The organism is Staphylococcus microti (assembly GCF_000934465.1).
GTDB lineage: Bacteria > Bacillota > Bacilli > Staphylococcales > Staphylococcaceae > Staphylococcus > Staphylococcus microti.
Genome location: NZ_JXWY01000175.1, coordinates 31,434 through 52,077, shown reverse-complemented (window position 1 = coordinate 52,077; position 20,644 = coordinate 31,434). Strand labels below are relative to the sequence as shown.

Here is a 20,644-nt window from a genome sequence, read left to right as displayed (position 1 = left end):
AATTTCTCTATTCAATCTTCATTTTCAGCTCATTATTTTATGGCATATAAATAAACTTGACTGCCCCTTAATGTAATGTTTCAAATGCACATGTCGCTCATGCAACACTAGCATTCATTATTTCATTAATCTCATTCCATAGCTTGTGTGACGTATTTTATTACTTTAAGTCACATAACTAACCAAGCTATATTTTAACGTATCATGTTCAATTTAGCCAATAACACGTTAATAAATCCCCTTTATTTTCTCAAATTTTTTGAGATAGCCTTTTCATTTTCGTACATTTGTATATTCTGAAAAACAATCATTGCAATATACCGCTTTAAAATGTTAAAATGTCTGAAAATTAATTTAATTTGATGAGGTGAGCAAGGACATGACAGAGATTTTCTTTGTAGGCTTAGGATTAATTGGTGGTAGCCTAGCCAGTAATTTAAAAGATGCAAACCCCGACATGATTGTAAGTGCTTATGACGCTGATCCAAAACAGCTCGAGCGTGCCCAATCAATCGGGATTATTGATAAAGCAGTGGATGATTTTAGAAAAGGCGCAAAACAGGCAGATATCATGGTCTTTGCAACACCTGTTCAAACAACGGTTAAATATTTAGCAGCATTACCTACACTTCAAACGAAACCAGGACTCATTGTGACGGATACGGGCAGTACGAAATCAACGATCCAAGCACATGAAGCGAACTTGTTGCAACACGATATTCATTTAATTGGTGGGCATCCAATGGCAGGAAGTCATAAGTCCGGTGTGTTGAATGCTAAAAAACATTTATTTGAAAATGCCTATTATATCCTTGTGCATGATTTGCCTGAAAACGCAGATGCGCACGCGCGTATCGCACAACTGCTTGAATCGACACGTGCGAAGTTGATTCAAATGACGGCAGATGCACATGATCGTGTTGTCGGTATTGTGAGTCATGCGCCACACTTGATTGCGTCTAGTTTAGTTTCACTCAATGCACACTATGCATCAGAAGCCCCACTCGTACAAGCACTTGCGGCAGGTGGATTTAGAGATATTACACGTATCGCTAGTAGCAATCCCGAGATGTGGCGCGATATTTCATTAGAGAACAAAACACATATTTTAAATATTATGAAGCAATTTCAAGCCCAATTAACTGATGTCATTCACACCCTTGAAACGGAAAACGAGACCGATTTGTACGACTTCTTTGCGGAAAATAAAGCGTATCGTGATGCACTGCCTATTAGAGGTAAAGGCGCACTAACAAGTACATACGATCTTTACGTTGATATTCCCGATAAAGCAGGTACCATCTCACAAATTACTGATATTTTAAGTTCACATAATATATCTATACGCAACCTAAGAATTTTAGAATTGCGTGAAGATATTTATGGTGCACTGCGCATTAGCTTTAAAAATCCGGATGATCGAGATCGCGGACGAACAGCACTCAAAGATTTTGACACGTATATTGAATAACTGTCTAAACAGACTAAGCATTGTGACTTTTTCATGCTTAGTCTGTTTAGATTACATTTTGTGACCGGCCATTAAGCCGAGTCGACTATGTTTCGTGCCTGCATCTGTATAGGAGATTGCTTTTGACACAATGCCCTTACCGTACTTTCGATGTAATGCATCAATTGTTTTCGCCAGACGTGTTTCCCGTTCTTGCTGTATGGGGTCTACAAATAAATTCAGTTGTTGTGCTTGCTCAGGCATTAAATTCGTTGCTGAGACACTCAACGTCCGATACCATTCATGACGATCACAATCTCTATCAGCGAGACGCTTAATTTCATGCATAATCTCCCGTTCTAAATGTGTCCCCTCTCGCAATGTATATTGTTTGGAGACACCTCCCCCATTCTTATAGCCAAACGAATAGTGAATCGTCTTGGCTAAGAGTCCTTTCTCTCTTAAACGACTCGCTACATCTTCCACCAACTCCTGCATCACAACGAGCGTTTCTTCATAGCGATAATCACGCATTAAAATTTGGCTTTTACAAATCGATGGTATACGTGTGATATGCTTTTCATTGATACGACTCTCATCAATACCATTCGCATGCAAATGTAGATCCGTCCCTATAATGCCAAATTCTTTTTTTAACCGTTCATGTGGATACTTTGCCAACTGCCCAATACTAAAAATACCGAGTTTGTGTAACCTTTTGGCAGTACGATGACTAATCCCCCAAAACTTTTCCAATGGCGCAATCGGCCACAGCTTTTCAGGCACATGTTCATAGCGCCATTCAGCAATTAGTGTTTCGCTCGATTTCGCTTCATTATCTAATGCTACTTTGCTCAATAACATATTAGAACCAATACCTATCGTACATTGAATACCTGTCTCGTTATAAATTTCCTTAATCAACCGCTGACAAAAAGTATGTAAATCATCTTCAAAGAGATGGTAGCTTTGCGTCACGTCCATAAAAAACTCATCAATACTGTACTGATGTAAGTCTTCAGCAGGGACATAGCGCAATGCGATTTTTGAAATTTGTAAAGATACGTCCAAATATCTGCGCATACTTGGGTTAATAATATAAATATCGTTGCGCTGTGGTATTTCATATAAACGTGACCCCGTTTTAATCCCCAATGTTTTTAATGGTGGTGTGGCAGCGAGTACAACCGCACCTTGTTGCTTCGTATCTGCGACAACTGCCAGTTTAGTTGTCATCGGATCTAGCCCTTTATCAATACACGCAACACTGGCAAAAAAACTTTTTTGGTCAATACATAATATGTCCCTATCTTCTAACAAATGATAATCATACATTTCCATCACCTATTTATTTTATCCTCTGTATTAAGATTACCGAACATACGTTCTATTTTCAAGTAAAAAATCGTCACCACCTAACAAAAAATGATAAGTGGTGAACGACTCTCAAATAACGATATAGCTTTAGCGTTGGTATGCGACTTCTGCTTCTACTTCTTCATCAATCCCCATATCAATATAAACGTGCGTATTCAAATAAATTTTACTTGTAGGTGATTTAAAGTCCAGTTTCTCCGGATTTAAACGAAACATAATTTTTTTCTGTTCTTTTTCATCAATTGTAAAGGTCTCATCAATCACGAAGCGATCAAGTTCATTTGTAAGATACGTAAATTCACTTGTCTCGTCTGTATTTTCATATTTTTCAAGCAACTTTAATTCAATATGTGTTACTTTTTGATCACTCAGTCCTGCTTTTAATTTCACATAGCCTGTTATCGTATCATCTACGGTATATGTCTTTTGATCAAGATGAACGAATACTTTCATTCCTTCAATTCCTAATGATGTCAAAATATTATCAAAGCCCATTCAAAAACCCTCCATCTTTCTCTTTCATGTCTTAACTCTATCATACGTGTTTTTTACAAATGTCCGCAACCCCTAAAGATGTTATAATATAAGTGATTATTCATAAGAGAGGAGCGAATGATATGCCAATCGTTACAGTAAAGTTATTAGAAGGACGTACAGACGATCAACTTAAAAACTTAGTTAAAGAAGTGACAGATGCTGTTGAAAAAACAACAAATGCACAACGTGACGCCATTTCAGTCGTTGTTGAAGAAATGAAACCGACACATTACGGTCTAGGTGGTACACGTAAATCAGATATGTAGAAATGACAAAAGCCATTACACGACAATCACCGTCATGTAATGGCTTTCCCTTTAATCTAAAAATGCTTGAATTTGTTTTTTATTTTCTTTTTTGTCGATGCCAAGCGCTGCCCCACCATCATTCGTTGTGATGTTTTCGTAACTGCCTTTGACAGGGACACTTAACGTCTTAATGTCTTTGTCGCCACGCAAAATAAAGCTCAGACCCGTTTGATAAATCGCTGAGTCAGGCATGTTCGTTCCGACGTAGCCACGCATAATTCCCGCAAGTTTCGGTGCTTTCAAGATTGAAGAAGGTTCCGTTAATTGTTGTTTAAGTGCGGTCATCACTTGCTGTTGACGTCGCACACGACCAAAGTCGCCTTCTTCATCGTTACGGAATCTTGCATAACCTAGTAATTCCTTACCGTTTAAGCGATGATGTCCTTTTTTCAAAGAAACACCAATTTTTTCTGACATATCTTTCTCGACATCAATCGGTATGCCTTCAGGTTCTAGTTCATCAATCATCGCTTCGAACCCTTTAAAGTCCAATGTTGCGTAGTATTCTGGCTCAACGCCGAGATTTTCTTTTAATGTTTTACGCATTAATTCTGCACCGCCTAACGAATAGGCCGCATTAATTTTATAGCTATTGTATCCTGGAATATCTGCATAAATATCACGCATAACAGAAACAATTTTCATATCTTTTTTTATGTAATCGTATTGTGCAATCATAATAGAATCTGTTCGAGATACGCCGCCATCTTCTAAATCGGTACCTAAAATCAAAACGGTTGCTTTACCATCATTTTTAGAGACCCCATTAAACTTATGCAGCTTAGGTGCTTGATTATGTTCCTTTGCGACTTCCAAACCTTGATGATAACTTCTCACGCTGTAAACAATCGGCAATACAAGTAACAGAACGACTGCCAAAATAACAAAAGGTAATTTGCGTACACGTCTCTTCTTCGTACGCTTCAAACTTTGCTCTGGTGCACTGGCGTTTTTACGTTTAAAATTATTTTCCATTATCTTCTCAACCTTATATCTTCAAAATTAGGTATCTATGTACTATAATAAACACATATTAACGGTATATAAATTCAATTTAAAAAGCAAGTGAAAACCATGTAAATTGTGAAATTTATATATGCAGGAAGGGTGTTTAAATGAATATAAATACAGCTTATTTTGCAGGTGGCTGCTTTTGGTGTATGACGAAACCTTTTGATCAGCATGAAGGTATTGAGAAAGTCACTTCCGGTTATATGGGTGGGCATGTAAGTAATCCTACTTATGAAGCAGTGAAAACCGGCGAAACAGGTCACTATGAAGTTGTCAAAATTGAGTATGACGTAGCACTTTTTTCCTACCACAAACTATTAGAAATTTTCTTTTCTGTCATCGATCCAACTGATGCAGACGGTCAATTTCAAGACCGTGGCTCACAATATCGCACAGCTATTTTCTATACGAATGAGGATCAGAAAGAAATGGCTGAAGCTTATATCGATAGCTTGAAAGATACATTCGATCATGATAAAGCGATCGCAACAAAAGTCCTACCTGTTTCGGATTTTTATGAAGCGGAAGACTATCATCAAGATTTTTATAAAAAACAGCCTGAACGTTTTGCACAAGAAGAAGCAGACCGCGCTGCGTTTGCGAAAGCACATCATCTTAAATAATCACTGATACAATATGGGCAGTCACCTAATCTCATGGATTAAGGTTGCTGCCCATTTTTTATATGTAAAAAGGTGAGACAGCCTATGCCATCCCACCATAAAAGATTAAAACCTTTTGTTCTATACTCTATATTTTTTACGTATAATACGCGTCACTCTTAACAAACATTCCCAGACAGTTTGTGAACGATGATAAATGAGATAACGTGATTCCCAATTCGGTCCAAATTTACTTTTGTATTGACGTAGACCTTGGAAACTGTACAAACCATTGAAATGTTCATAAAAGCGTCCAACAAGCTTCTCTTTCATATGACCGTATGGTACTTGACCGACATTCGACAACGTTGCCATACCCATATTAAATCGCTCATATCCTGCTGTTTGTGCCCATAAAATCATGTGTAAATACAAACCATCCATAAACGGTAAATCAATGTCTCTATTCCAACGAATTAAATCGACAGAAATCGTTGTTTTACCATCGACTGGCATTAACGTCGCAAACGCCTCTATTTGTCCTTCAGCATTTTTCAACACCGCAACAGGTGCTTTGTTGACATACGTACGATTGAAATGACCGACCGAGAAATAGAACTCTGACTGCTGACCGAGCCAAATATCGCTAATTTTTCGCAATCGTTGATACGTTTCTTCATCTAGCGGCGTATCTAAAATTTCAAATGTATAGCCTTGCGTTTCAAACTTATTTAACGTCGCACGGAAACCACGTCTTTTCTTCCCAGCTACCGTAAAGTTTGGTACATCAATCAACGCTTCTTCGCCTAATTTGAAAAATTGATTGCCGAATTCATGATAAAGTGGCAGCTGTCCTTCCGAAACTTGGTAGAACAGCACATCCGCACCAAGAAACGTTGCATGGTTATAAAATTCTTCCAGCAACGAATAGAATCCCGTTTTATCACCGACAGGATCGCCTAATACAACAAAAGCATCTCGTGTATAACGATACATTAAGAAAGCATTTTGTGCCTCATTCACATAAACATGTTTATCGCCACTGTGTAATAGATGACTTAGTAAATGACCGCCATGTGTCTCCATAATCTGCTGTGCGACATTAAAATCATTATACGTATTTGGTCGAAGATAACGCCATTGGAAGAACTTAATGATTGCGACAACAAGTAAGGACATACCGATAAGCGACAACCAAAATGCAGATTTTAATAAAAAGATGTCCACTTTCGGCATTTCAACATCTATTAGTTCTAAAAATCCTTTCATCAACAATTGGTTAAGATATAAAACGAATGCGATAACAAAGCCCATATAAATGAAAGCTTTTAATCGAATAGGCCGTTTTAATATACGCGATTTACGATACGCAAAAATGAGTGCACCGAGTAGTAATAATGCTAAAACTGTCGTAATAGAAACACCTTTAATTCCATATACAAAAACATTCGATATGACAAAAATCGTTAGCGCAACAATTGCGAATAATATCGCACGTTTACTTCTTAAAATAATCCCTTTTAAGTTAAGAAATAATATCATTCCGGCACTCACATTTAAAATAAACAAAGTGATGTACCAAATATGTTGCTTCGATTCAGCTGCGTCAAAAATAATCCCAAAGTTATTGAGTAAAGACACAATACTCATAATAAATACGAGAATACTTAATGCAAAGGAAGGGATATAACTCGCTGTATCTTTTTGGAACGACAACACAAATGCCGAAAATTCTTTTGCTGGTTGAAAATATTTAGACTCTGATACGTATTTTTTCGCCACTGTCCCAAATTCAAATACTGTTAAAATTAATGAAATAAATAATGGGAAGAAGTAGTATGCGATACGATATAACAATAAAGCTAATACAATTTTTTCTTCTGGTAAGCCAAAATATTTGAAGCCTAATAAAATGATTAAGTCAAACGCACCGAAACCACCTGGTATAAATGACAGCAAACCGGAAATCGCTGCGACTATGAAGACACCTAAAACAATTGAAAACGAAACAGATGCCCCTACTAATTGCAATGCATAATAAAATACAATCGTCGCCATCAACCATTCCACGCTGGAAATCAATGTAAAGCTCGCGCCGAGCCAACGTGCCGTCTTATCAATTGGCCAAACCCATGAAACGATAATAAACACTGGCAACAATGCCGCAATGACATATAAAAATACAGTTACCCAGACAGACGTTTGATCAAGAAAACGCACGTCTAACACATGTGTAATAACAAGTAATGATAAAAAGCTTAAACCTGTCAACATGGATGTTAGCATATACGACACAAATTGAACGAGTTTCTTTTTGCGATCTGTATATTGTTGGTAAAACCATAGGCGCACACTCGCACCGATAAAGCCACCAAAGCCGATGATATTATTAAACGCATTAATGATATAACCAACTCTTAATGCTTTGAACTTTGACAGCTTTAGACGAAAGCGCATCGTTAAAATCACATCATACAGCGATAACAAAATAATTGAACTAGCACCTAGTAAGAACAGGCCTACAATCTCAAAGCTATTAATGCGATTGAACAGTAAAAATGTACGTTTAAAATCAATATGCGACAGTTCTTTCCATAAAACGAACGTCACAACGCTTAATAACGCGATAATAAAAATGACTTTTAAATACTTCAATAATAGTTGCTTATTAACGCTCACAACACGACTCCTCTCTGAAAATAACACATGATGGTGGGAGCGGAATACGCTCCGACAAGGGTAACTAGAAGTGAAACGCGCTTGCTAAACGTCCGTTTCACTTCAAACCCCTACTGCCATATTTTACTTAATGACAGCATTTTAACTAAGCTCCACTGCTTATTTTAAGCACACACAAACCTGCTCATCATATCAAGAAAATATCGACGTAACTTTCACACGTATTTATTCTCCTTGATATTCACGATTTTTTGGGTCTTCTACCATTTCGTATGGACCCGCATCGTCTGCATAAAACTTGTTATAGCGTCTTTTAAATAACATGAAAATATGTGATACCAATACTTTAATAATCGCATACGTTGGAATCCCTAAAATGACCCCGACGACACCGAGTAAGTTCCCTGCACATAACAGGACGAAGATGATTGTCAATGGATGAATACGCATGGTTTTCCCCATAATATTAGGAGAAATGAAATGCCCTTCAATAAATTGAACCGCAGTCCAGACTATAATCAACTTCACTAACATAAACGGTGAAGTAATAATTGAAATAATAATGGCTGGTGAAATAGCGATCGTTGGTCCAAGATAAGGCACAACACTCGTTACAGCCGCAATACTTGCTAAAATCAACGCATAATCTAATCCGATAATTGAATAGCCGATAAAGAGTAAGCCACCAATACAAAATGATACAATAATTTGCCCTTGAATATATGAACCGACTTGTTCACTCATCTTATCTAACAAATCATGTACATCTTTACGAAACTTCGGTGGCACGATTTTATTTGAAAAGTTTTTAAAGCGATGCCCATCTTTTAACATAAAGAATAAGACGAATGGCACAGTAACAATAACAACCGTTACATTGACAACAGCTTCAGCAAATACGCGAACTTTATCGCTAAAACCATCTGCCAAAGTTGGAATTTTTTGTTGTAAACTGTGCAACCATTTTTCAATTTCCCCATAATAATCAGATAAAAATGGGATGTGCATCATATTATTCGCAAAGTTTGTCAATTTATTAATATAAGCTGGGAAGTTATGCATTAAGCGATCAAATTGGTAAGACACAATCGGAATCAAGAGATTAACGGCCAATGTAATTAAACCGATAATACCTAAAAAGAGAAGTGTAATCCCCCATACACGCTTAATATTGTAACGTTCTAATATATTAATAATCGGGTTGAATAAATAATAGAGAATGAGTGCGACAATAATCGGTGCAGCAATCGTGTTAAAAATAATAATAAATGGTTGAAATATGTAAGACACAAGATCAAAGATAAAAATAACGACACCGAAAAGAATAAATACGACTAACGCAAACAATAAATCTCTACCGCCAAAAAACTGAATGAAGCGGCTCTCACCCATTTTAAAATGCGCTTTTTTTTCCTTTTTTTCCGTTACTTGTTCTGACATAAAATTTCACCCAACCTTTTGGAAAGTAATTATAGTTTATACTTTTTTTCCTCAAATTCAAACTACTAACAGAAATTTGACAAAAAAACGACGTAAACGCTTGATTACCTAGTGTAACACACGCCATAAAAACAGAAAAACTGAGATACGTCATGCATACAACACCGTATCCCAGCTTTCTCTAATTATTTACTATTTTGTTTCAAAAAGTTTGTCGCCTGCTGTAACAGTTGTTGCTGTTGTGTAATCCAAGTTTGTTACATCTGCTTGTGTCACAATAATTGGCGTAATATCACTTTTCGCATGTGCTTGAATGTAGTCTAAGTCGAATGTCATTAAAACATCGCCTGTTTTGATTTCTTGTCCTTCTTCAACAAGTACATCAAAACATTGACCTTCTAATTTCACTGTATCTAAACCAACGTGAATCAATAGTTCTAAGCCGTCTTCAGATGTTAAACCAATCGCATGTTTCGTTGGGAATACCATCTGTACGCGTCCATTAAATGGTGCGTAAACTTTACCTTCTGTTGGGCGAATCGCAATACCATCACCCATCATTTTCTCACTGAACACTTGGTCAGGTACTTCGCTTAATGGTAATACATCACCTTTTAACGGCGCCGCGACAACGTGATTTACTTTTTCTTTGTTAGCTGTTGCCGCATCAACCACTGTTGCTTCATCTTTGTCATCTAAGTTAACTGTTGATTTAACAGCTTTACCTGACATGATTTGTTGCATTTCGTGTTTGATTTGGTCTGACTTAGGACCGAAGATTGCTTGCATGTTGTTACCCACTTCAAGGACACCTGATGCCCCTAAATCTTTCAAACGTGCAACGTCTACTTCAGCTTTATCTTTCACTTCAACACGAAGACGCGTAATACATGCGTCTAAATGTTTAATGTTTTCTTGACCACCCATTGCTTCTAAAACAGCGTATGGTAAGTCGCCAGCTTCTGTTGTTTGCGCAGATACTTGTTTATCTTCACGACCTGGTGTCATGTAGTTGAACTTCTTAATCATGAAGCGGAACACAACGTAGTAAAGGACTGCATAAACTAAACCAACTGGAATAACAAGCCACCACGCTGTCTTATTCGGTAAAATACCTAATAAGAAGAAGTCGATGAAACCACCTGAGAATGTATAACCAAGATGTAAATCAAGGAAATACAATGTAACGAACGCTAAACCATCTAATACCGCATGGAAGAAGAATAGTAAAGGCGCTACGAATAAGAATGAGAATTCTAAAGGCTCAGTAATACCAGTTAAGAATGATGTTAACGCAGCTGAACCCATTAAACCTGCAACAACTTTTTTGTTTTCAGGTTTTGCTGCTTGATAGATTGCTAAAGCAGCAGCTGGTAAACCGAACATCATAACTGGGAATTCCCCTTGCATAAACTTACCAGCAGTTAGCTTGCCACCTTCTTGAATTTGCTCTAAGAAAATACGTTGGTCACCACGGATAATTTCACCAGCAGCATTTGTGTAAGAGCCGAACTCAAACCAGAATGGTGCGTGGAAAATATGGTGTAAACCGAACGGAATTAATAGTCGTTTAATAAATCCGAATAAAAATACTGCGATACCTGTATTTGCATCTAATAATCCTTCACTAAATGCGTTTAAGCCATTTTGAATGATTGGCCAAATCCATGCCATTGGGAATGCTAAAATAAAAGATGTTGTTGCCATAACGATTGGCACGAAACGTTTACCGGCAAAGAATCCTAAGTACGATGGTAAGTTGATGTTATAGAACTTGTTATAACACCATGCAGCTAATGCACCGATAATGATACCACCGAACACACCTGTTTGAAGTGTTGGAATACCTAAAACACTTGCATAACCATTGGCTGGATTTTCTAATTGTTCAGGTGTTACGTGTAAGTAGGCACCCATCGTTTTGTTAATGATTAAGTAACCGACAAGTGCTGCAATAGCTGCTACACCGTCACCACCAGCTAAACCAATTGCGACACCCATTGCGAAAATAATTGGCAAGTTATCAAATATAACGCCACCTGCACCTGTCATCATTTCTGCTACGCTTTGTACGCCACCATTTTGTAGAAATGGTAAGTAGCCTTGCAATGCGTCCCCTTGCATTGCTGTACCGATAGCTAAAAGTAAACCGGCAGCAGGTAAGATCGCAACAGGTAACATTAACGCTTTACCAATTCGTTGCAATTGACCAAAAAGCTTTTTTCTCACTGTACTAACCTCCATTTTGAATGATTTCAACACAAAAGGCATGAGTAAAGAAACTGCGAATAGGAGTATTCACAATTTTTTAACTCATGCCTAATCTCACTTAGTAACACGTTTATAGATTTAAGGTTGTTGAGACATACGAACTAGCTGCTGTATGTGCATTGTTAAATATGCCACTTCAGCTTCGTAAACATCAACGTCCATTTGTGATTGAATCATTTTAATTATTTTTACAGCCACATTATAGCATAGCGGATATTGTTCTTTCAATAGTCTTTCAAAACTTAATTCAATTGTTGCTCGTTCGCCTTTTTTTAAACGTTGCAATAAAAAGTGCATGTGACGAATAAATCGTTGGTATTGCAGAGACGTTACATCAATACGTATGTCTCTATCATGCTCAATCAAGCGAACCGCACGATTAATCAATTCCGTCACTTGTTTCGTATTTTCAACACTGACATGTTCAATTTGTGACGCAATGTGTAAGGCGATAAAACCAACCTCATCTTCAGGAAAAGCAATATTCAACTGTAAATTTAGCCGTGCAACAACGCGTTTCGCAATTTGATACGCTTCTGGATAACTATACTTCGTTTCACTTAGAAATGGATTCGAGATTAACTGGCCATTTTTTACACGTTTCAACGCAAAGATTAAATGATCGGTTAACGATACGATAAAGGACTCATTATTTTCGATATTAAAGTGTGCCAAAATGATTTGCACGGATTCAATAACGACACGAATTTCTTCGTCGTTCGATTGATCCATTAACTGCAGGTAATGATCTTGTTCAGATTTATTTTGTAACTTGAAAACTTTTTCAATCGTATCCGAATCTTTCATCATCGTTCCCGGTTTTTTGTTGAATCCAATTCCTTTACCGACTAGCACAACTTCTGTCCCATTATCTTTACAAATTAAAACGTTATTATTAAGGACCTTTACGATTTTATATGCGCTCACTTTATCACCATCTCTCTCTTAACACTCAAATCAAATTATATCGGCTCTTAGCGCAGTTGAAAAGTTTAATCTTAGAAATTCATATCAACAATGTATATGTAACCCTTATTTTAACTATAGCATCAACAAACATATCAATTGTTACTGTATGGCATAACAAAAATAATAAAAGTTGAATGCAGAAATGCAATATGCTTTCCACATTCAACTTATAGACGAATTATTGATTCATTTTTTCTGTTGTGTCTTTTTGGTTTTGTGCCTTATTTCCCCAACATTCAATACCAAATAAGTTAATTTCTAATTCTTCTGGTCTGAAAATTGGACGGATACCTGCTTGACGTTGACGTTGATAGTCACGCATAACAGATAAAGCAACATTAGATAAAGCGATAATCGCAACAATGTTGACGATTGCCATTAATCCCATGAATACGTCAGCTGTACTCCATACCGTTTCTGTCTTAACAACAGCTCCGATGAATACAAGTACAACGACTAAACAACGGAAAACAAATAGCGCTGCTTTACTTTTCGTTAAAAACTCCATATTGGATTGACCATAGTAATAGTTTCCAATTACTGAAGAAAATGCGAATAATGTAATCGCAACTGTTAAGAAAATACCACCAACATTACCTAAATGTTCGTTCAATGCTGATTGTGTCACTGCGACACCTTGGACAGCACCTTCACCGAACTCTAAACCTGAGTACAGTAAAATCATAATGGCTGTCGCTGTACATACAAGAATCGTATCAAAAAATACACCTAAAGCTTGGATAAGACCTTGCTTCACTGGGTGAGATACAGCTGCTGTTGCGGCAGCATTCGGCGCTGAACCCATACCTGCTTCGTTAGAGAATAAACCACGTTTAACCCCTTGTAATACCGCAAAACCTACAGCACCGCCGGCAGCTTGATCGATACCGAATGCACTTTTAATAATGGTAGAAATCATCGGGATAATTTGATCAAAGTTCATTAATAAAATGACCAATACCATCGCCACATAGATGATTGCCATAAAAGGCACAATTGCTGAAGATAAGTTTGCGATGCTACGAACACCACCAAAAATAATAACGGCTGTAATAACAGCAAGAATTGCACCTGTGATGACTGGACTAACGTTATATTGAGTTTGGAGTGATTCTGCAATAGTATTCGATTGAACTGTGTTAAAAACGAATGCAAATGTAACGGTGATCAATATTGCGAATACAACACCTAACCATTTTTGATTAAGTCCTTTTGTAATGTAGTATGCTGGACCACCACGGAAACCACCATCTTTGTCTGGTACTTTGTATACTTGTGCTAATGTTGCCTCTATAAATGCACTTGCTGCACCTACAATCGCAATGATCCACATCCAGAATACCGCACCAGGACCACCAAGTACGATTGCAGTTGCAACACCTGCAATGTTACCAGTCCCTACACGAGACCCTGCACTGATGGCAAAAGCTTGGAATGATGAAATCCCTTTTTCACCCGAATCTAATGTTTCCGGTTTTTCTTTGATCGCACGGAACATTTCAGGAATCCACCTAATTTGAACAAACTTAGAGCTGATTGTAAAAAAGATACCAGCTGTTAGAAGGAGACCGATTAAGTATTGCGACCAAATCAAATCATTCCCGACTTGCACGAATGCTTTGAACCAATCAGGAATTAAACTATCAAAATCTCTCATTGTTATCACTCTTTACTATTAGATTTTCATATATTTCAATAAACACAACTAGTAGTATTTTATCATTGTTGTGCAAAAGTGACTATCTCTTTTTTTATTATTCGCTAATAAAGAGATGACGTATTTCGCCAAATGACGCTGTATCAACAACAAATGAGCCGTTCGTATATTGTTCAGATAAATGAATTTTGTCAATTTGCCCATCATGAACAGATTCATCAGACACTAAATGGTATTGTGTGTCCGCTTCACGACAGACACGTGCCGCAACAATACGATGCGGTTGCTTTTTCAGTTCTTTCAGCAACGTAAGACCACGTTGTGCACGTTTTGCTGGTTGTAAGACGTTAAAGCCAATACGTTTCAATGCACCGCGTTGTGTCGCAATTAAAATCGTATCTTGTTCACCTACTAAGTCAGCCATTACGACATAATCTTCCGCTTTTAAGTTAATGGCTTTCACACCACCTGTACGCAAGCCTGTCGCCGGCAACTCTGAAATCGGATATGTGAGCGACATCCCTTTATGTGTTAACAGCGTCACAAAATCACTTACTGCGGATACATTTGTTTTGACCGCTGCAATCACAACATCATCCTCTTTTAACTTCATCGCTACAAGTGGTTTAAGATGTCGCGCTGTTTTGTAGTGCGATAACGTCGTCATTTTGATCATACCGTTACGTGTTGCCGTAATAACCGCTTCACTATCATCAATGGTTGAAACAACATCACAAGCGACAATTACCTCATCTTCATCTATTGATGCCAATTGTGAAATATGTTGGCCGAGATCTTTCCACTTAATTTCAGGCAGCTTATGCACCGGTATCGACAAGTAACGCCCTTTATTGGTAAAGACAAGCGCTGTATCTTGTGTATTCACTTCCAAACATTTCAACACATAATCGTTTGCTTTCAATCCAATTTCATCTTTACCTGATGCACTATAACTACGTAATGACGTGCGTTTAATGTACCCTTCACTTGTGACACTGACCATCACAACTTCACTTGGTACTAATACTTCTTTGTCAATTTTAATTTCTGCTATTTTTTCTTCAATTGTTGATAATCTTGGCTCTTTAAATTGCTTTTTAATCTCTAAAAGTTCTGTTTTAATCACATCTAATAGCACATTATGATCATTCAAGATATTATTTAATGCTGCTATTTTATTCGCAAGTTCATCGTGCTCTTCTTGCAATGCGACAATATCCGTATTCGTTAAACGGTACAATTGCAACATAACAATCGCTTCTGCTTGCGCTTCTGTAAAAGCGTACTTATCGACTAAATTGTCTTTCGCATCACGCTTATTTTTTGATTCTCGAATGAGCGCAATGACTTCATCTAAAATAGACAATGCTTTCATCAAGCCTTCAACAATGTGCATACGGTCTTCTGCATGTTGTAAATCATAACGCGTACGACGCGTGACAACCTCAATCTGATGATTCAAGTAACAATCAATAATTTGTTTAATCCCCATCAATTTCGGTCTACCATCACTAATCGCTACCATATTGAAGTTATATGCTACTTGTAAATCCGTATTCTTATACAAGTAATTCAAAATTGCTGTCGCGTTGACATCTTTCTTCAACTCAATCGCAATTCTTAAACCTGTACGATCGGTCTCATCTCGTACTTCCACAATGCCGTCCACTTTTTTATCCGCACGTAACTCGTCAATCTTTTTAACAAGACTACTTTTGTTCACTTCGTATGGAATTTCTGTCACAACAATTTGGCTACGTCCATTGCGTAAAGATTCAGTTTCCGTTTTGGCACGTACAACAACTTTACCTTTACCCGTTTCATACGCTTTTTGAATACCGTCAATCCCTTGAATAATACCACCTGTTGGAAAATCAGGGCCTTTAATATGCTTCATCAACTGTTTGACTGTCATATCCGGATTATCGATCAACTTCAAAGTCGCTGTAATCACTTCGGCTAAGTTATGTGGTGGAATGTCCGTCGCATACCCCGCAGAAATCCCTGTCGAACCATTGATTAACAAATGTGGAAGACGCGCAGGTAATACCATTGGTTCCATCGTTGTATCATCATAGTTTGGTATAAAGTCCACCGTTTCTTTATTCAAGTCACGCAATAACTGTTCAGCCAACTGACTGAGTTTCGCTTCCGTATAACGCATTGCCGCTGGTGGGTCATTGTCAATACTCCCGTTATTCCCGTGCATTTCAACGAGCACATGACGCAACTTCCAATCTTGGCTCAGACGCACCATCGCATCATAAACGGAACTGTCACCGTGGGGATGAAGATGCCCAATCACGTCACCGACTGTTTTCGCACTCTTACGGAAGTTTTTATCGTATGTATTACCACTTGAATACATTGAATACAAAATACGACGTTGTACCGGTTTTAAACCATCACGCACGTCTGGTAAGGCACGCTCTTGAATAATATATTTACTGTAACGGCCAAAACGATCGCCAATTACATCTTCCAACGGTAAACTTTGTATTACTTCTGCCATTATGCATCCTCCCCGTCAGCTTCATCTTTTACTAAAATTTGGACTTCATCATTTTCCAAAATACTTTGGTCTTCTTGCATACCGAATTGCACGTGACGTTCAATCCATTCACGGCGTGGCGCTACTTTATCACCCATCAATGTCGATACACGCTTAGACGAACGCACTTCATCATCAATTTGTACTTGAATCAACGTACGTGTCTCCGGATTCATCGTTGTTTCCCATAGTTGATCCGGATTCATCTCACCAAGACCTTTATATCGTTGCAATGTAAACCCTTTACCAAGCTTTTTCTGCAACTTCTCTAATTCTTCATCCGTCCACGCATATTCAACACGGCGTTGCTTCCCTTTCCCTTTTTCAAGTTTGTAAAGAGGTGGTAATGCGATATACACATGTCCTTCACGCACGAGTGGACGCATGTATTTGAAGAAAAATGTTAATAATAGCACTTGAATGTGTGCCCCATCGGTATCCGCATCGGTCATAATAATAACACGGTTGTAGTTACTGTCTTCTATATTAAAGTCGTTCCCCACACCCGCACCGATTGTATGAATAATCGTGTTAATCTCTTCATTTTTGAAAATATCTTCAAGGCGGGCTTTTTCAGTATTAATCACTTTACCGCGCAATGGTAAAATCGCTTGGAACTTACGATCACGTCCTAATTTTGCTGAACCACCAGCAGAGTCACCTTCGACAAGGTACAATTCATTTTTCTCCGTATTTTTACTTTGTGCAGGCGTCAGCTTACCAGATAACAATGTATCTTTGCGACGGTTCTTTTTACCAGAACGCGCATCTTCACGTGCTTTACGTGCCGCTTCACGCGCTTGTTGTGCTTTAATTGCTTTTTTCACTAGTGCTTTGGAAAGTTGTCCTTTTTCTTCCAAATAATAAGGTAACTGCTCAGCAATCAATGCATCTACCGCACTTCTCGCTTCAGGCGTACCAAGCTTTGATTTCGTTTGCCCTTCAAATTGTAAAAGATGCTCAGGAATACGCACTGATACAATTGCCGTTAAACCTTCACGTATATCGTTTCCTTCCACATTTTTATCCTTTGGCTTCAATTCACCGATACGGCGTGAATATTCATTAAAGACACGTGTCATCGCCGTTTTAAAGCCCACTTCATGCGTGCCACCATCTTTTGTACGCACGTTGTTTACAAAACTTAAAATACTCTCTGAATATTGATCGTTATATTGAAAAGCAACATCGACTTCAATATCATTCATCGTGCCTTGGAATAGCGCAACATCATGCAGCACTTCTTTGCCTTCATTGACATAGCTAACAAACGCTTTAATACCTTCTTCATAGTAATAAACTTCTTGTCTTTCTTTGCCATGTCGCTTATCTTCCATAACAATTTTTAAACCTTGAAGTAAGAACGCTGATTCTTGAAAACGCTCGCTTAACGTATCAAAGTTGAAAGATGTCGCACTTTTAAAAATCTCTGGGTCTGGTTTAAACGTAACGATTGTCCCTGTTTTTTTCGTTTTTCCTTTTTTCACGAGACTTGTCTGCGGCACACCACCATGCGCAAACTTCTGTTCAAATACTTTGCCGTCACGATGAATTTCAACTGTTAACCACTCACTTAAAGCGTTCACAACAGAGGCACCTACACCGTGCAAACCACCAGATGTTTTGTAGCCACCTTGACCAAACTTACCGCCTGCGTGCAGTACTGTGAAGATAACTTCGACCGTTGGCTTACCTGATTGATGTATCCCTGTTGGCATCCCACGCCCATTGTCTGCAATTGTAATACTTTCATCGGCATTAATGGTCACTTGAATTTCATTACCGTAGCCGTTTAAAACTTCATCGACAGAGTTATCAACGACTTCGTATACGAGATGGTGTAAGCCGCGTTTATCTGTAGAACCTATATACATACCTGGTCTTTTACGTACCGCTTCAAGACCTTCTAATACTTGTATCGCATCATCCGAATAATTATTCATCTTTTTCGTCGACACACAATTCCCCTCCTGCAAACATACGTTCGTTTATCAAACTATACAATAGCTATTCTTATATAAAAACCGCAAAAATGCAAGCCACAAATGAAAGATAACGCCGAACCTAAGCCATTTTCTCCCTATTATACAAAGTGAAAACTTATAAAAAGTGATGCTTTAAAACACTTTATGCGTCACTTATTCATCAAGTGTACGCTTTTGCTTCAACAATTCTTGAAATTCTTGTTCTAATGCCTCTGAAGGGTCCATACTTAATCGACTTAACACCTCAGCAATTTTTAACTCTAGCAGTAGTTTGTCATCATTTACATCGCTGTTTTGTGCCATTACTTGTGCTTCGTTCCATTGTTGATATGTCCCTTCAAATAAGTTGATCTGTTGCTTGTCAATAATCATAATACGTGTCGCTATGTTTTCAATAAACCTACGATCATGCGACACAACAATGACCGTTCCTGCATACGCACGCAATAAATCCTCAAATGCCTCAATCGCTTGCATATCGAGAAAGTTTGTTGGTTCGTCCAACACAAGCGTATTCACATCACTTAAAAATATTTTCACAAGCGCCACTTTGACACGTTCGCCGCCACTTAGTACATCTACACGTTTGTAGACATCTTCTTTAAAAAAGTGCATACGTGCAAGTACCGTACGAATCAATGTTTCATCATGTTCTGATGTACGTTTTATATTTTCTAAAATCGTTTTTGCGTCATCTAATATATCTAAATTCTGGCTAAAATAACCAATTTTAACCGATGGCGATATAGAAACAGTTGAATGTTGGCGTAATAATTGCTTAATTAGCGTCGTTTTCCCACTGCCATTCGCACCCACAATGGCGAGCTTATCCCCACCAACTACATTAAAATCTGTAGCATGCCACAAGACACGTCCACCCATACGACCTGAAAAATCTTCCGCACGTATGATGACACGCTGTTTTATTTTCTCTGAATTTGGTAGCGTCATTTTGAGTGGTGGTTCGTCTTTCACTTTCTCTACCTTGTCCAATCTATCCAATCGCTTTTCCATAGCCTTAACGGTTTGACGCATCTTCTTTTGTTTATTGGCAAAATAGACATTTGTCCCTTTGATTCTCGCTTCTGAACTAGTAAGCTTTTTCGGTTTCTTCGTCGCTCGTTCCGCCTGTCGTTCTTTTAACCTAATGGCCGCTTCCAAATGCTTCTTTTCTCTTTCATACTTTTCATGCGCTTGCTGTAATTGTCGACGTTCCAGTGCTTTCTGTTCAACATAATCACTATAATTGCCTTTATAGACCTTTAACTGACCTTCTTCAAGTGCCCATATCGTCGTACATAATGTATCTAGGAAGGCACGGTCATGCGAAACGATAACAAACGCACCCGTCCACGCTTGTAATGTTCGCTCTAGCGCTTCTATATGTGCCGTGTCTAAATTAGCTGTCGGCTCATCAGCAAACAACAATTCCGGTTGTTGATCAAGCGCCTGTTGAATATGCCTTTGCATCACTTCACCACCACTCTTCGTCATCTCGTAAGACTTAAGTTGCGGAATATATGCACGTTTCGTATATTGCGTTACAACCCCTTCATCCGATAAAAGCTGTTCGTCCAGTATTTGCAGTAATGATGTTTTTCCACTACCATTATGCCCAACCAAACCAATACGCTCGCCCTCATACACTTGCAGTTTATCAATATCCAAGAGTAAACGACTTTGTACGTAGTGTTTGAGTTGTGTTGCTTCTAATAAAATCCTCATATGATCATCTCCTTAGACGTATTTGGAGACAATAAATGCCCCCTATTGTCATTCAGAATAGGAGGCAAAAATCCATACAGGT

14 protein-coding genes are annotated in these 20,644 nt (G+C 38.1%); 3 read left to right on the top strand and 11 right to left on the bottom strand.

Going from position 1 to position 20,644, the window contains the following annotated elements:
- Nucleotides 1–379: 379 nt before the first annotated feature.
- Nucleotides 380–1,471 (top strand): prephenate dehydrogenase, encoded by a 1,092-nt coding sequence (locus tag TP70_RS11390; protein ID WP_044361735.1) that lies wholly within the window; start codon nt 380–382, stop codon nt 1,469–1,471.
- Nucleotides 1,472–1,522: 51 nt separating this feature from the next.
- On the opposite strand, the gene TP70_RS11385 is transcribed toward TP70_RS11390, so the two are convergent.
- On the bottom strand, nt 1,523–2,785 hold the full coding sequence (locus TP70_RS11385) for a Y-family DNA polymerase (RefSeq protein ID WP_044361733.1): 1,263 nt from the start codon (nt 2,783–2,785) through the stop codon (nt 1,523–1,525).
- A 129-nt stretch (nt 2,786–2,914) separates the two neighbouring features.
- Entirely contained in the window at nt 2,915–3,322 is a 408-nt protein-coding gene (locus TP70_RS11380; protein ID WP_044361732.1) for a sporulation protein, read from the bottom strand.
- A 122-nt stretch (nt 3,323–3,444) separates the two neighbouring features.
- On the opposite strand from TP70_RS11380, the gene TP70_RS11375 reads away from it, so the two are divergent.
- Nucleotides 3,445–3,630: a 2-hydroxymuconate tautomerase gene (locus TP70_RS11375; RefSeq protein WP_044361731.1), complete on the top strand. Its 186-nt coding sequence runs from the start codon at nt 3,445–3,447 to the stop codon at nt 3,628–3,630.
- A 51-nt stretch (nt 3,631–3,681) separates the two neighbouring features.
- On the opposite strand, the gene TP70_RS11370 is transcribed toward TP70_RS11375, so the two are convergent.
- The gene (locus TP70_RS11370) at nt 3,682–4,647 is read right to left on the bottom strand and encodes an LCP family protein (RefSeq protein WP_044361730.1); all 966 of its coding nucleotides are present in this window, start codon (nt 4,645–4,647) and stop codon (nt 3,682–3,684) included.
- Between the two features lie 140 nt (nt 4,648–4,787).
- On the opposite strand from TP70_RS11370, the gene msrA reads away from it, so the two are divergent.
- Nucleotides 4,788–5,306 carry a peptide-methionine (S)-S-oxide reductase MsrA gene (msrA, locus tag TP70_RS11365; RefSeq protein ID WP_044361729.1) on the top strand — a complete coding sequence of 173 codons (519 nt, stop codon included), beginning with the start codon at nt 4,788–4,790 and terminating at the stop codon, nt 5,304–5,306.
- 120 nt (nt 5,307–5,426) lie between these two features.
- On the opposite strand, the gene mprF is transcribed toward msrA, so the two are convergent.
- The 8 genes from mprF to TP70_RS11325 form a co-directional block, all read right to left on the bottom strand.
- On the bottom strand, nt 5,427–7,964 hold the full coding sequence (gene mprF, locus TP70_RS11360; protein ID WP_044361728.1) for a bifunctional lysylphosphatidylglycerol flippase/synthetase MprF: 2,538 nt from the start codon (nt 7,962–7,964) through the stop codon (nt 5,427–5,429).
- A gap of 225 nt (nt 7,965–8,189) precedes the next feature.
- On the bottom strand, nt 8,190–9,404 hold the full coding sequence (locus tag TP70_RS11355) for an AI-2E family transporter (RefSeq protein ID WP_044361727.1): 1,215 nt from the start codon (nt 9,402–9,404) through the stop codon (nt 8,190–8,192).
- Nucleotides 9,405–9,596: 192 nt separating this feature from the next.
- Nucleotides 9,597–11,633 carry a glucose-specific PTS transporter subunit IIBC gene (gene ptsG / locus TP70_RS11350; RefSeq protein ID WP_044361725.1) on the bottom strand — a complete coding sequence of 679 codons (2,037 nt, stop codon included), beginning with the start codon at nt 11,631–11,633 and terminating at the stop codon, nt 9,597–9,599.
- Between the two features lie 120 nt (nt 11,634–11,753).
- Nucleotides 11,754–12,602, bottom strand: coding sequence for a glucose PTS transporter transcription antiterminator GlcT (glcT, locus tag TP70_RS11345; protein WP_044361724.1), 849 nt, complete (start codon nt 12,600–12,602; stop codon nt 11,754–11,756).
- Nucleotides 12,603–12,822: 220 nt separating this feature from the next.
- A complete protein-coding gene (alsT, locus tag TP70_RS11340; protein WP_044361722.1) occupies nt 12,823–14,301 on the bottom strand; it encodes a glutamine transporter AlsT in 1,479 nt (492 codons plus the stop codon).
- A gap of 97 nt (nt 14,302–14,398) precedes the next feature.
- Entirely contained in the window at nt 14,399–16,813 is a 2,415-nt protein-coding gene (gene parC / locus TP70_RS11335; protein ID WP_044361720.1) for a DNA topoisomerase IV subunit A, read from the bottom strand.
- A complete protein-coding gene (gene parE / locus TP70_RS11330; protein WP_103369443.1) occupies nt 16,813–18,795 on the bottom strand; it encodes a DNA topoisomerase IV subunit B in 1,983 nt (660 codons plus the stop codon). Before parE ends, parC begins: the two co-directional genes overlap by 1 nt.
- Nucleotides 18,796–18,990: 195 nt before the next feature.
- Entirely contained in the window at nt 18,991–20,562 is a 1,572-nt protein-coding gene (locus tag TP70_RS11325) for a Vga family ABC-F type ribosomal protection protein (protein ID WP_044361718.1), read from the bottom strand.
- Nucleotides 20,563–20,644 lie beyond the last annotated feature (82 nt).